Here is a 13438-nt window from a genome sequence, read left to right as displayed (position 1 = left end):
CCGTACTGGGGAGCGAGCGCCAAACACAGCCGACCGCGGTTTTCCACAGGTGAAGGGACGGTGCAGACCGGACTTGTCCACAGGCGGACTGTTCAGGGTTGACACCCTACGGCGCCGGGTCCCACCATTGAACTCGACGAACCGAACGATCGGTCGGGCGCTGACGGAGCCCCCGGCCCCGTCGGGAACCCAAGGTCGAGGGGATCGGGAATGGCGACAGCAGCCCCGCACCACCAGGCAGCCGGGACGCGGCCGGACCAGGCCGCCGACCTCGGCGAGGCCGGCTTCCAGGCCGTCTTCGACGCGGCGGTCGCGGCGGACGAGCGCATCGAGCCCCGCGACTGGATGCCCGACGCGTACCGCGCGACGCTGGTCCGCCAGATCGCCCAGCACGCGCACTCCGAGATCATCGGCATGCAGCCCGAGGCGAACTGGATCACCCGCGCCCCCTCCCTGCGCCGCAAGGCCATCCTCATGGCCAAGGTCCAGGACGAGGCAGGCCACGGCCTGTATCTCTACAGCGCCGCCGAGACCCTCGGCACCAGCCGCGACGAGCTGCTCGACAAGCTCCACAGCGGCCGCCAGAAGTACTCCTCGATCTTCAACTACCCGACGCTGACCTGGGCGGACGTCGGCGCCATCGGCTGGCTGGTGGACGGCGCCGCGATCACGAACCAGGTGCCGCTGTGCCGCTGCTCCTACGGGCCCTACGCCCGCGCGATGGTCCGCGTCTGCAAGGAGGAGTCCTTCCACCAGCGCCAGGGGTACGAGCTGCTGCTCGCCCTGAGCCGGGGCACCGAGGCCCAGCACGCGATGGCGCAGGACGCGGTGGACCGCTGGTGGTGGCCCTCCCTGATGATGTTCGGCCCGCCGGACGACGAGTCGGCGCACTCCGCGCAGTCCATGGAGTGGAAGATCAAGCGCCACTCGAACGACGAGCTGCGGCAGCGCTTCGTGGACATCTGCGTGCCCCAGGCCGAGTCCCTCGGCCTCACCCTCCCCGACCCCGAGCTGCGGTGGAACGAGGAGCGCGGCCGGCACGACTTCGGTCCGATCGACTGGACGGAGTTCAAGGAGGTCCTGAAGGGCAACGGGCCGTGCAACGAGCAGCGCATCACCCAGCGCCGGCGCGCCCACGAAGAGGGCGCCTGGGTGCGCGAGGCCGCCGCGGCCCACGCGGCCAAGCACTCCACCAAGGCCACGACACAGGAAGGCAGGGCGGCATGAGCGAGACCCCCACCCCCGCGGCGCAGGGCGGCACGGACTGGCCCCTGTGGGAGGTCTTCGTGCGCTCCCGCCGCGGCCTGTCCCACACCCACGCGGGCAGCCTGCACGCCCCGGACGCCGAGCTGGCGCTGCGCAACGCGCGGGACCTGTACACCCGCCGGGGCGAGGGCGTCTCCCTGTGGGTCGTGCCCTCCGCCGCGATCACCGCCTCCTCGCCGGACGAGAAGGACCCCTTCTTCGAGCCCGCGGCCGACAAGGCCTACCGCCACCCGACGTTCTACGAGATCCCGGAAGGGGTGAAGCACCTGTGACGCAGACCCCTGAGACGCGGACCTCTGAGACGCAGCCGCTGACCGACACCGCGGCCGCCGCCCTCGCCCTCGGCGACGACGCCCTGGTGCTCTCGCACCGCCTGGGGGAGTGGGCCGGCCACGCCCCGGTCCTGGAGGAGGAGGTCGCCCTCGCGAACATCGCGCTCGACCTGCTCGGACAGGCCCGCGTCCTGCTGAGCATGGTCGGCGACGAGGACGAGCTGGCCTACCTCCGCGAGGAGCGCGCCTTCCGCAACACCCAGCTGGTCGAGCAGCCCAACGGCGACTTCGCGCACACCATCGCCCGCCAGCTCTTCTTCTCCACGTACCAGCTGCTGCTGCACACGCGACTGGCCGCGACGGACTCCCCGTTCGCGCCGCTGGCCGCCAAGGCGGTCAAGGAGGTCGCCTACCACCAGGACCACGCCGAGCAGTGGACGCTGCGCCTGGGCGACGGCACCGACGAGAGCCACGCCCGTACGCAGCGCGCGGTCGACGCCCTGTGGCGCTTCACCGGCGAGCTGTTCCAGCCCGTTCCCGGACTGCCGGTCGACTGGCAGGAGATCCAGGAGACGTGGACGGAGCAGGTCACGGACGTGCTCCGCCGCGCCGGCCTGGCCGTACCCGCGAGCCCGCAGACCGGCGCCTGGCGCGCCGGCGCCGGACGCCAGGGCCTGCACACCGAGTCCTTCGGGCGGATGCTCGCCGAGATGCAGCACCTGCACCGCAGTCACCCGGGGGCGTCATGGTGACCCTCGCCCACGCGCAGGAGACCCCGCTCGGGTCTCCTGCCGAGACGCCGCTGGAGGCGGAGCTGCGCCGGCTCGCGGGCTCCGTGCCCGACCCCGAGCTGCCCGTGCTGAGCCTCACCGAGCTCGGCGTCCTGCGCGCCGTGCACAGCCTGGGGCCCGGCCGCGTCGAGGTGGAGCTCAGCCCCACGTACACGGGGTGCCCCGCGATCGAGGCGATGTCCGACGACATCGAGCGCGTGCTGCACGAGCACGGGATCCCCGAGGTCACGGTCCGCACGGTGCTCAGCCCGGCCTGGTCCACGGACGACATCACGCCCGAAGGGCGCCGCAAGCTGCGGGAGTTCGGCATAGCGCCGCCCCGCACCACCCGCGCCCCCGCCGGACCCGTCGCCCTGACGCTGAGCCCGACCCGCCGCACCGGCGCGGACGCGCCGGCCGAGGAGCCGCTCGCCTGCCCGCACTGCGGCTCGACCGACACCGAGCTGCTCAGCCGCTTCTCGTCCACCGCCTGCAAGGCCCTGCGCCGCTGCCTGGCCTGCCGCGAACCCTTCGACCACTTCAAGGAGCTGTGATGGCACAAGGAGCGGGAAGGGCCCGCTTCCACCGGCTCCGGATCGCCGCGGTCGACCGGCTCACCGACGACTCGGTGGCACTGACCTTCGCGGTGCCGCATGAGCTGCGCGAGGCGTACCGGTTCACCCCCGGCCAGCACCTCGCCCTGCGCCGCACGGCGGACGCCGCCACCGAGGGCGCCGAGATCCGCCGCACGTACTCGATCTGTTCCCCCGCCCCGGCCGGCACGGCGCCGGACACGCTGCGGGTCGGCGTCCGCATGGTCGACGGCGGCGCCTTCTCCACGTACGCCCACAAGGAGATCGGCGTGGGCGACGAGGTGGAGGTGATGACGCCCGCCGGGCGCTTCGTCCTCGACCCGGCGCCGGGGCACTACGCGGCGGTGGTCGGCGGCAGCGGGATCACCCCGGTGCTCTCCATCGCGGCGACGCTGCTGGCGCGCGAGCCCGATGCCCGGTTCTGCCTGATCCGCAGCGACCGCACCACCGCCTCGACGATGTTCCTGGAGGAGGTCGCCGACCTGAAGGACCGGTACCCGGACCGGTTCCAGCTGGTCACCGTGCTGTCCCGGGAGGAGCAGCAGGCCGGTCTCGCCTCGGGCCGCCTCGACCAGGAGCGCCTGTCGGCCCTGCTGCCGGCGCTGCTGCCGGTCGAGCGGATCTCGGGCTGGTTCCTGTGCGGCCCCTACGGGCTCGTGCAGAGCGCCGAGCGGACTCTGCGGGACCTCGGCGTGCGGCGGGACCGCGTCCACGAGGAGATCTTCCATGTGGACGACGCGCCGGACGCGACCCGGCCCGCGTCGGCGACCGGAGCCCCCGCCCACGCCACGGTCACCGCGCAGCTCGACGGCCGCGCGGGCAGCTGGCCCGTCCAGGACGGCGAGTCCCTCCTCGACACGGTCCTGCGCAACAGACCGGACGCGCCCTACGCCTGCAAGGGCGGGGTCTGCGGTACCTGCCGCGCGTTCCTCGTCTCGGGGTCCGTCCGGATGGACCGGAACTTCGCGCTGGAGACCGAGGAGACCGAGGCCGGTTATGTGCTGGCCTGCCAGTCGCACCCGACCACGGAGAAGGTGGAGCTCGACTTCGACCGCTGACCTCGGACGCCGCCCGGCCTTTCCTCCTGCCCCTTCCTCCTGTTCCCCTCTCGTAGAACCTGCCTCCTGTTCCCTTCTCGTAGAACCTGTTCTATCTTGACGCTCCGTCAGATTCCGCTGAGGCCCGGTGGATCGAGGCAGAGCGGCCGGGGCAGGCACGGGAGGGACAGCCGGTGGACTTCACCTTCTCCGAGGAGCAACAGGCGGCCGTCGAGGCGGCGAAGGCGGTGTTCGCACCGGTCGCTCCCGACGGGGTGCCCAGCCCTTCGCTCACCCCGGGGGCCGTGGCCGAGGACTTCGACCGCGCCCTGTGGGCCAAGGCCGCGGACGCCGATCTGCTGAGCCTCCTGATCGCGCCCGAGTACGGCGGGGCCGGGCTCGACGCCGTCGCGCTGTGTCTCGTGCTGCGCGAGTCGGCGCAGGTCCTGGCCCGGCTGCCGCTGCTCGAGCACTGCGCGGCCGCGACGGCCGTACAGGCCCACGGCAGCGCTGAGCTGAAGCAGGAGCTGCTGCCCGGCGCGGGCCGCGGAGAGCTCGTGCTGAGCGTCGCGTCGGCGGGCCGCACCGGCCACGACCCGGCCGAACTCGCGGTCACCGCGAGAAAAGAGACTCCCGGGGACCGGGCCGACGGGCCGGCGGGCTGGATCCTGGACGGGGCGCAGACGGCGGTGCCATGGGCGTTCAACGCCGACCGGATCCTCGTCCCGGTGCACACCGGCGAGGGCACGCCGATGCTCGCGATCCTCCCCGGGCCGGACACACAGGCGCCGGGCCTCACCTTCGCCGAGCAGATCTCCACCACCGGCGAGCGTCTCGCCGAGCTCCGCCTGGACGGCGTACGCGTCGCGGCCCGGGACATGATCGAGACCCCCGAGGCATGGCCCCGACTGCACGACCTCCTGGCCACCGGCACCTGCGCCCTCGCCCTGGGCCTCGGCACCGGCGCGCTGCGGATGACCAGCGACTACGCGGGCAAGCGCGAGCAGTTCGGCCACCCCATCGCCACGTTCCAGGCCGTCGCCGTACAGGCCGCCGACCGGTACATCGACCTGCGGGCCATGGAGGCGACCCTGTGGCAGGCCGCCTGGCGCATCAGCAGCGAGGCCGGGGGCGCACTGCCCGTCGCCGGTGACGTGGCGGTCGCCAAGACCTGGGCCTCGGAAGGCGTACGCCGCATCGTGCAGACCGCCCAGCATCTGCACGGCGGCTTCGGCGCGGACACCGACTTCCCGCTGCACCGCTATCACGCCTGGGCCAAACACCTGGAGCTCTCGCTCGGCCCGGCCGCCGCGCACGAGGAGGCCCTGGGCGACCTGCTGGCCGCCCACCCACTGAGCTGAGATCAGCCCCGGCACGAGAACCGACCCCGCCACGAAAACCCGACCCGGCACGAAAAAAGGGCCCCGGTGAAAACCGGGGCCCTCACTCAGCCATGTATCCGGAGAAGAGGTCAGAGCACCGCGCCCGGCTTGCCGTCGCCGTCCACGACGGGCCGTCCCGCCGCGGCCCAGGCCTCCATGCCACCGGCCACGTTCACCGCGTCGATGCCCTGCTGCACGAGGTAGGCGGTCACCTGGGCGGACCGGCCGCCGACCTTGCAGACCACGTTGACCCGTCCGTCCTGCGGCGCCGCCTGCGTCAGCTCACCGAACCGGGCGACGAACTCGCTCATCGGGATGTGCAGCGCCGTCTCGGCGTGCCCCGCCCGCCATTCGTCGTCCTCACGGACATCGAGGAGGAAGTCCCCCTCGGAGAGCTCGTCGACCGCGACCGTGGGAACACCAGAACCGAAAACCATGCGTCCGACGCTACCCGAAGAGGAAACGCGCTCAGGCCGAGGTGAGCCGCTGCAGCTCCGCCTCACGCTCCGCGACCTGCGCGAGCAGCTGCTCGGCGATCTCGTCGAGCAGGGTGTCCGGATCGTCGGGCGCCATCCGCAGCATCGAGCCGATCGCGCTCTCCTCCAGCTCCCGGGCCACGACCGTGAGCAGCTCCTTGCGCTGCGCCAGCCACTCCAGGCGGGCGTAGAGCTCCTCGCTCGGCGACGGCTCCCGCTCCGGCGGCACCGGCCCCGCGGCCCACTCCTCGGCGAGCTCGCGCAGCAGCGCCTCGTCGCCCCGCCCGTACGCCGCGTTGACCCGCGCGATGAACTCGTCGCGCCGGGCCCGCTCCGTCTCCTCCTGGGCCAGGTCCGGGTGCGCCTTGCGGGCCAGCTCGCGGTAGAGCTTGCGGGCCTCCTCGCTGGGGCGCACCCGCTGCGGCGGCCGCACCGGCTGATCCGTCAGCATGGCGACGGCCTCCGGGAACAGCCCGTCCCCGTCCATCCAGCCGTGGAACAGCTCCTCGACGCCCGGCATCGGCATGACCCGGGCCCGCGCCTCCTCGGCCTTCGCCCGGTCCTCGGGGTCACCGGTCCGGGCCGCGGTCGCCTCGGCGATCAGCGCCTCCAGCTCGTCGAGCCGCGTGTACATCGGCCCGAGCTTCTGGTGGTGGAGCCGCGAGAAGTTCTCCACCTCGACCCGGAACGTCTCCACCGCGATCTCGAACTCGATCAGCGCCTGCTCAGCAGCCCGCACGGCCCGCTCGAGCCGCTCCTCGGGCCGCCCCGCAGGCTGCGGCTCGGGCCGCTCGCCAGAAGCCGCCGCCCCGCCTTGCTCCTGAGGCGCCTGCGGCTCCTGAGGTTCCTGAGGCGACTGAGCCGCCTCGGCCCGCTCCTGAGCCTGCTCCGCTCGCTCCTGAGCCTGCTCGGCCGAGCCGCCCGCGGGCTGCCCGTCCGTGGGCCGCCCCTTTGCCTGCTGCTCTGCCACGTCGCTCTCCGGGGTCGTCACCCGTCCAGCCTAGGCCCTGTCCCGGCCAGGGCTCACACCCCGGTCTCGGCCGCCGTCCGCCCCTCGCGCACGGCCCGCACCAGCTCCCCGTGATCCGCCTCGGTCCGGTCCGCGTACGCCACGGCGAAGGCCGCCACGGCCTCGTCCAGCTCCTCGCTCTTGCCGCAGTAGCCTGCGACCAGCCGCGGGTCCGCGCTGTGCGCGTGGGCGCGGGCGAGCAGTGCGCCGGTCATCCGCGCATAGTCGTCGACCTGGTCGGCGGCGAGCGCCGCCGGATCGACGCTCCCCTTCCGGTTCCTGAACTGCCGTACCTGGAACGGCCGTCCGTCCACCGTCGTCCAGCCGAGCAGCATGTCGCTGACCACCTGCATCCGCTTCTGCCCGAGCACCACCCGCTGCCCCTCGTGCCCGACCTCCGGCGCCGCGAAGCCGACGGCCGGCAGATGCGGGAGCAGCACGGACGGCCGCGCCTCCTTCACCTGCAGCACCAGCGGCTCGCCCCGGTGATCGAGCAGCAGCACCACGTACGAGCGCGTGCCGACGCTGCCCGTGCCGACGACGCGGAACGCCACGTCGTGGATCGCGTACCGCCCCAGCAGCGGCAACCGGTCCTCGGACAGGGTCTTCAGATACGGGCCGAGCGCGGCGGCGACGGCCGCGGCCTCGGCGTCCGGGACCGAGCGCAGCACCGGCGGCGCGTCCACGAACCGCCGACCGCCGCCCGGGACCGCCTCCGTCGACTTCGCGGCGAAGCGACCACTGGTGTTGTTCCGCGCCTTCTCCGAGACGCGCTCCAGGGTGCCGAGCAGGTCATGGGCGTCGGTGTGGGAGACGAGCTCCTCGTCCGCGATCGCGTTCCACGCGTCCAGCGCCGGCAGCTTCGCCAGCAGACGCATCGTGCGGCGGTAGGCGCCGACGCTGTCGTGGGCGGCCTTGCGGCAGGTGTCCTCGTCGGCGCCGGCCTCGCGCCCGGCGAGCACCAGTGACGTGGCGAGCCGCTTCACGTCCCACTCCCAGGGGCCGTGCACGGTCTCGTCGAAGTCGTTGAGGTCGATGACGAGTCCGCCGCGCGCGTCCCCGTACAGGCCGAAGTTCGCGGCGTGGGCGTCGCCGCAGATCTGCGCGCCGATGCCGGTGACCGGCGTGCGCGCCAGGTCGTACGCCATGAGGCCGGCCGAGCCGCGCAGGAAGGCGAAGGGGGTCGCGACCATCCGCCCGACCCGGAGCGGGGTCAGCTCGGGTATCCGGCCGCGCCCCGACTCCTCGACGGCGGCGACGGCGTCCGGCCGGCCCGCGTCCGGTGCGAAGTCCGCGTGCGAGGACCGGGGCACACCGCGCCGCAGCGCCTTCCCGGCCTCCTTGGGCGCGGCGACTCCGGCCGCCCCGTCCCCCGTACCGCCGGACCGCGCGAATCCCGGCACCCGGGGCAGCCGCCCGCCCGCACCGAAGTCCTGCCCGTCACCCTGCCGCGGCACCGCCGCCACTGTGTCCCCGGGTCCGCCCACGCCGACCGCCTCCCCCGTGCTTCGCCCTGACCGGCGCATCCCTGTGAACTCTGATCGGTCACGACCGTACCGCCGCGCGAAACTCCCCGTCAGAGCCTGTGGAAAACCCACGGCCTGTGCACAAGCCCCTCACCCGAAGCCGGGAGAACAGGTACCCGAAGGCGAGAGAAAAGGCACCCGAAGCCGGGAGAACAGCCCCTGAGATCTACTCCGAGCAGGCCTTGCCCTCGGGCACCCCGAGATACCGCTCCGCCCAGTCCCCCAGCTCCCGCAGCGCCGGCTGCAAGGCCTCACCGGCCTCGGTCAGCCGGTAGGCGACCCGCAGCGGAGGCCCCGCGTCGACCTCTCGCAGGACGAGCCCCGCGGCCCCCAGCTCGGTCAGCCGGTCCGAGAGCATCCGCTCGCTGATCCCCGGGATCGCCCGGCGCAGATCCGAGAAGTGCACGGGCCCTTCCATGAGGACGGCCACGACCAGCCCGGTCCAGCGCTTTCCGAGCAGCGCGAAGACCCTCGTCATCCCGATGCCGACCGTCGAACACGACCCGGGCACGGCCGCCCGCGCCTCGGCTCCCGCGACTTCCCCGTTACCCGCCATGCCTCCAGCGTACTGCGTTCCCGTACGGGGATGAAAAAAAGTAAGTACCTGTGTTATCAATAGCTACATACTCATCTGCAGCACGTTTCGCGGCGTGACTGCGACACCCTCACCTCCGGGAGAGACCTCATGGCCACGCTTCTGCACATCGACTCCGCCCTCCTCGCCGGCCCCGCGTCGTCCTCGCGCACGGTCACGGACACCTTCCGCAAGGCCTGGCAGGAGCAGCACCCCGAGGGCACGGTCGTCTACCGCGACCTGGACACGAACCCGGTCCCGCACCTGAGCGCCCACGCCCACCTGGCCGGCTTCTCCGATCCGTCCGCGCACACCCCCGAGCAGGCGGCGGCCTTCGCCGAGCGCGTGAAGCTCATCGAGGAGCTGGAGCAGGCGGACGCGATCCTGATCGGCGCCCCGATGTACAACTACTCGATCCCGTCGACGCTGAAGGCCTGGCTCGACAACGTGATCCTGTTCGGCCGCACCGCCGGCGTGGAGGCCCCGGCCGCCAAGGGCACCCCGGTCACGGTCGTCGCCAGCCGCGGCGGCTCCTACGCGCCGGGCACCCCGCGCGAGGGCATGGAGTACGTGCAGAACTACCTGGAGGCCATCCTGCGCGACACCCTCGCCCTGGACCTCGACTTCATCGTCCCGGAGCTGACGATGGCCCCGCAGAACCCGGCGATGGCCGAGCTCGTCCCGCTCTACGAGGCCTCCCGCGAGAAGGCCCTCCTGGACGCGCAGCGCAAGGGCAAGGAGACGGCGGCCCGGCACGCCGCCTGACCCTCCGCCGCCGGTACGACGGACCGGCACGACGGAGCGGCACGACAGAGCCCCGCGGACCTTCCCGGCCCGCGGGGCTCTCGGCTGTCTCACACCGCACATCGGCACGACGTGAGACAGGACACATCTACAAGTGCACCTATAAGTACATCTACGGAAACAAGTACATCTACGGAAACACGAAACGGGCCCATCGTCTTCACGATGAGCCCGTCTCGGCTGTGTGCGCGAGGGGGGAGTTGAACCCCCACGCCCTTGCGGGCACTGGAACCTGAATCCAGCGCGTCTGCCTATTCCGCCACCCGCGCATTGGGTGTGTCCTCGGGCTCCGCTCCCTTTCGGGCCGCGGCGCCTTCCGACATGCAGAAGATTAGCACGCTGCGGAGGGTGGATTCACATCCGTTTCCGGCGGGCACCTGCGGTCACGGGCCACGGCGACCGGCGACGGCCCACGAGTCACGTCCGGTCCGACCGGTTCCACAGCCGGGTACGGGACACTGTCCCGAGACCCCCTCTACGATCCCTGTGGACGGGGGCGTGGCAGGGGCTGTGAGCGTCGACACTCATCGACCGGGCGGACAGGGGGAACCAGCCGATTTCCCGACGCGTGGATACGATCAGTAAGCAGTACCAAGTAGGCAGCACGAGCGAGCAAGGCAACAGCGACAAGCAGGACGGCTACGAAGGAGGAGGTGCCCCATGGGAGTCCTGAAGAAGTTCGAGCAACGTCTCGAGGGGCTGGTCAACGGCACCTTCGCCAAGGTCTTCAAGTCCGAGGTCCAGCCCGTCGAGATCGCCGGCGCCCTCCAGCGCGAGTGCGACAACAACGCGACGATCTGGAACAGGGACCGGACGGTCGTCCCCAACGACTTCATCGTCGAACTGAGCGCGCCCGACTACGAGCGCCTGGCCCCGTACTCGGGCCAGCTCGGCGACGAGCTGTCCGGCATGGTCCGCGACTACGCGAAGCAGCAGCGCTACACCTTCATGGGCCCCATCAAGGTCCATCTGGAGAAGGCGGACGACCTGGACACGGGTCTGTACCGCGTGCGCAGCCGCACCCTCGCCTCGTCCACCAGCCAGGACCGGCCGGACCAGCCGCACCCCGGTGCCGCACCCCGGCCCGCCCAGGCGCCGGGCGGCTACGGGTACCCGCCCGCCGCCGCACCGCCGATGCCGTCCGCACCGCCTCCCGGCCGCCCGGCGCACGCCCCCTCGGGGCCCGCCGCCGCGGACCGGCGCCCCGGCGCGGGCCCGATGCCGGGCTCCCGTACGCGGCACTGGATCGAGATCAACGGCACACGGCACCAGATCTCCCGGCCCACCCTCGTGCTCGGCCGTTCCACCGAGGCCGACGTGCGGATCGACGACCCCGGCGTATCGCGCCGGCACTGCGAGATCCGGACCGGAACGCCCTCGACGATCCAGGATCTGGGATCCACCAACGGGATCGTGGTGGACGGGCAGCACACCACCCGCGCTACGCTCCGCGACGGCTCGCGGATCGTCGTGGGCTCCACCACCATCGTTTATCGGCAAGCCGAAGGGTGAAGCGGGGGCAATGTCAGAGCTGACCCTGACGGTCATGCGGTTGGGTTTCCTGGCCGTTCTGTGGCTGTTCGTGATCGTGGCCGTCCAGGTCATCCGCAGCGACCTGTTCGGCACGCGTGTCACACAGCGCGGCGCACGGCGTGAGAGCGGGCGGGCCCAGCAGGCCGCGCGCCAGGCCGCGCCTCCGCAGCAACGCCAGCAGCAGTCGGGCGGCGGCCGCCAGCGCCGCGGCGCCCCGACCAAGCTGGTCGTCTCCGAGGGAACCCTCACGGGCACCACGGTGGCGCTGCAGGGGCAGACCATCACGCTGGGCCGCGCGCACGACAGCACGATCGTGCTGGACGACGACTACGCGTCGAGCAGGCACGCCAGGATCTACCCGGACCGGGACGGCCAGTGGATCGTCGAGGATCTCGGGTCCACCAACGGCACGTATCTCGACCGGACCCGCCTCACGACGCCCCAGCCGATCCAGCTGGGCGCGCCGATCCGCATCGGCAAGACCGTCATCGAGCTGCGGAAGTAGTGCTACGTCATGAATGAGCGCGAGCGGAGCGAGCGAGCCGGCGCGGCAGTCCCCGCGGGGGACTTCGGCGCGCTCCCGACCGGAGGGTGGGCACCGTGCGGATGTACCCGGAGCCGACGGGCGAGGTGCGCATGAGTCTGTCACTGCGCTTCGCCGCCGGATCGCACAAAGGAATGATCCGCGAGGGCAACGAGGACTCCGGCTACGCCGGTCCCCGGCTGCTCGCGATCGCCGACGGCATGGGGGGCCAGGCCGCCGGCGAGGTGGCCAGCTCCGAGGTGATCTCCACGATCGTCGCGCTCGACGACGACGTGCCGGGGTCCGACATCCTGACCTCGCTCGGCACCGCCGTGCAGCGGGCCAACGACCAGCTGCGCATGATGGTCGAGGAGGACCCCCAGCTCGAGGGCATGGGCACCACCCTGACCGCCCTGCTGTGGACCGGCCAGCGACTCGGCCTCGTGCACGTCGGCGACTCGCGCGCCTACCTGCTGCGCGACGGCGTGCTGACCCAGATCACACAGGACCACACGTGGGTGCAGCGCCTCGTCGACGAGGGCCGCATCACCGAGGAGGAGGCCACCACGCACCCGCAGCGCTCGCTGCTGATGCGTGCGCTGGGCTCCGGCGACCACGTCGAGCCGGATCTGTCGATCCGCGAGGTGCGCGCCGGTGACCGGTACCTGATCTGCTCGGACGGCCTGTCCGGCGTCGTCTCGCACCAGACGATGGAGGAGACGCTCGCCAGCTACCAGGGCCCGCAGGAGACGGTCCAGGACCTGATCCAGCTGGCGCTGCGCGGCGGCGGCCCCGACAACATCACGGTGATCATCGCCGACGTCCTCGACATCGACAGCGGCGACACCCTCGCGGGACAGCTCTCGGACGCCCCGGTCATCGTCGGCGCGGTCGCGGAGAACCAGCACCAGCCGCACGACGGCGGCGCCATGGAGACCCCGGCCGGACGGGCCGCGGGCCTCGGCAGGCCCGCGCCCGGACCGGGCGGGGGCGGCGGCGAGTTCGGCCCGCCCGGCAGCGGCGACAGCGTCGGCTACGCACCCGAGGGGGGCTTCGGCGCGTACGCGGACGAGGACTTCATCAAGCCTCGGCGCGGCCGGAAGTGGCTCAAGCGCTCGCTGTACTCGGTCCTGGCGCTCGCGGTCATCGGCGGCGGCCTGTACGGCGGCTACCGCTGGACGCAGACCCAGTACTTCGTCGGCTCGAACGACGAGCACGTGGCGCTCTACCGCGGCATCAACCAGGACCTCGCCTGGGTGAACCTGTCCGCGGTCGAGAAGGACCACCCGGAGATCGAACTCAAGTACCTGCCGCCCTACCAGCGCAAGCAGGTCGAGTCGACCATCGCCCAAGGCGACCTGGCGGCCGCGCAGGACAAGATCGTCGAGCTGTCGGCGCAGGCCACCGCGTGCAGGAAGCAGGCCGAGCGGCAGCAGGCCGAGAGCGAGAGCAACGCGAAGTCCGGTGAGGGCGAAGCGGGCGGCACGACCTCGGGCGGCACCGCGTCCAAGGCCTCGTTCCGCAAGGCACCCTCGCCCGGCCCGTCGCAGACTCCGTCCGGCAAGCCCAAGTCATCGCAATCTCCCAAGCCCACCCCTGGCCCCACTCTCTCCGAGGAAGAGCAGCAGCTGGCCAAGGCGTGCGCACAGCAGTAGAGCCGTTGGGGGCCTCAG

At 72.2% G+C, this 13438-nt stretch carries 14 protein-coding genes and 1 tRNA gene; 10 read left to right on the top strand and 5 right to left on the bottom strand.

All coding sequences use genetic code 11. The features are described 5' to 3' along the window. The first annotated feature begins 210 nt into the window (after positions 1-210). The 6 genes from paaA to ACIBTU_RS04840 all read left to right on the top strand — a co-directional run bounded on the left by paaA (position 211) and on the right by ACIBTU_RS04840 (position 5299). A complete protein-coding gene (paaA, locus tag ACIBTU_RS04865) occupies positions 211-1227 on the top strand; it encodes a 1,2-phenylacetyl-CoA epoxidase subunit PaaA (protein WP_399124454.1) in 1017 nt (338 codons plus the stop codon). Further along, positions 1224-1538 carry a 1,2-phenylacetyl-CoA epoxidase subunit PaaB gene (gene paaB, locus ACIBTU_RS04860; protein ID WP_399124453.1) on the top strand — a complete coding sequence of 105 codons (315 nt, stop codon included), beginning with the start codon at positions 1224-1226 and terminating at the stop codon, positions 1536-1538. The genes paaA and paaB overlap by 4 nt, the downstream gene beginning before the upstream one ends. After that, complete coding sequence (paaC, locus tag ACIBTU_RS04855) at positions 1535-2290, top strand: 1,2-phenylacetyl-CoA epoxidase subunit PaaC (RefSeq protein ID WP_399124452.1); 756 nt, start codon at positions 1535-1537, stop codon at positions 2288-2290. The genes paaB and paaC overlap by 4 nt, the downstream gene beginning before the upstream one ends. Continuing rightward, positions 2284-2862 carry a 1,2-phenylacetyl-CoA epoxidase subunit PaaD gene (gene paaD, locus ACIBTU_RS04850; RefSeq protein ID WP_399124451.1) on the top strand — a complete coding sequence of 193 codons (579 nt, stop codon included), beginning with the start codon at positions 2284-2286 and terminating at the stop codon, positions 2860-2862. The genes paaC and paaD overlap by 7 nt, the downstream gene beginning before the upstream one ends. Next, complete coding sequence (gene paaE, locus ACIBTU_RS04845) at positions 2862-3959, top strand: 1,2-phenylacetyl-CoA epoxidase subunit PaaE (RefSeq protein WP_399124450.1); 1098 nt, start codon at positions 2862-2864, stop codon at positions 3957-3959. The genes paaD and paaE overlap by 1 nt, the downstream gene beginning before the upstream one ends. 173 nt (positions 3960-4132) lie before the next feature. Then, positions 4133-5299, top strand: a complete 1167-nt coding sequence (locus ACIBTU_RS04840) for an acyl-CoA dehydrogenase family protein (RefSeq protein ID WP_399124449.1) — start codon at positions 4133-4135, stop codon at positions 5297-5299. 110 nt (positions 5300-5409) lie between these two features. Here the strand turns inward: ACIBTU_RS04840 and ACIBTU_RS04835 are convergent, their stop codons facing one another. The 4 genes from ACIBTU_RS04835 to ACIBTU_RS04820 all read right to left on the bottom strand — a co-directional run bounded on the left by ACIBTU_RS04835 (position 5410) and on the right by ACIBTU_RS04820 (position 8887). Then, the gene (locus ACIBTU_RS04835; RefSeq protein WP_399124448.1) at positions 5410-5757 is read right to left on the bottom strand and encodes a rhodanese-like domain-containing protein; all 348 of its coding nucleotides are present in this window, start codon (positions 5755-5757) and stop codon (positions 5410-5412) included. A 31-nt stretch (positions 5758-5788) separates the two neighbouring features. Next, a complete protein-coding gene (locus ACIBTU_RS04830; protein WP_399124447.1) occupies positions 5789-6787 on the bottom strand; it encodes a hypothetical protein in 999 nt (332 codons plus the stop codon). 32 nt (positions 6788-6819) lie between these two features. Continuing rightward, entirely contained in the window at positions 6820-8331 is a 1512-nt protein-coding gene (locus ACIBTU_RS04825) for a DUF2252 domain-containing protein (protein ID WP_399124446.1), read from the bottom strand. Positions 8332-8497: 166 nt separating this feature from the next. After that, complete coding sequence (locus ACIBTU_RS04820; RefSeq protein ID WP_399124445.1) at positions 8498-8887, bottom strand: winged helix-turn-helix transcriptional regulator; 390 nt, start codon at positions 8885-8887, stop codon at positions 8498-8500. A gap of 129 nt (positions 8888-9016) precedes the next feature. Between ACIBTU_RS04820 and ACIBTU_RS04815 the strand changes: the two genes are divergently transcribed. Further along, entirely contained in the window at positions 9017-9670 is a 654-nt protein-coding gene (locus tag ACIBTU_RS04815; protein ID WP_399124444.1) for an FMN-dependent NADH-azoreductase, read from the top strand. A 224-nt stretch (positions 9671-9894) separates the two neighbouring features. On the opposite strand, the gene ACIBTU_RS04810 is transcribed toward ACIBTU_RS04815, so the two are convergent. Beyond that, a tRNA-Leu gene (locus ACIBTU_RS04810) sits at positions 9895-9978 on the bottom strand. Positions 9979-10369: 391 nt separating this feature from the next. Between ACIBTU_RS04810 and ACIBTU_RS04805 the strand changes: the two genes are divergently transcribed. The 3 genes from ACIBTU_RS04805 (at position 10370) to ACIBTU_RS04795 (ending at position 13420) form a co-directional block, all read left to right on the top strand. Further along, a complete protein-coding gene (locus ACIBTU_RS04805) occupies positions 10370-11221 on the top strand; it encodes an FhaA domain-containing protein (RefSeq protein WP_399124443.1) in 852 nt (283 codons plus the stop codon). A 10-nt stretch (positions 11222-11231) separates the two neighbouring features. Continuing rightward, entirely contained in the window at positions 11232-11747 is a 516-nt protein-coding gene (locus tag ACIBTU_RS04800) for an FHA domain-containing protein (RefSeq protein ID WP_399124442.1), read from the top strand. Between the two features lie 131 nt (positions 11748-11878). Further along, positions 11879-13420: a Stp1/IreP family PP2C-type Ser/Thr phosphatase gene (locus ACIBTU_RS04795; protein WP_399124441.1), complete on the top strand. Its 1542-nt coding sequence runs from the start codon at positions 11879-11881 to the stop codon at positions 13418-13420. The last annotated feature ends 18 nt before the right edge of the window (positions 13421-13438 follow it).

The sequence above is a fragment of the Streptomyces sp. NPDC050145 genome (genome assembly GCF_044460245.1).
GTDB lineage: Bacteria > Actinomycetota > Actinomycetes > Streptomycetales > Streptomycetaceae > Streptomyces.
Note: the sequence above shows the minus strand (reverse complement) of the source record. Positions and strands in the feature narration are given on the sequence as shown.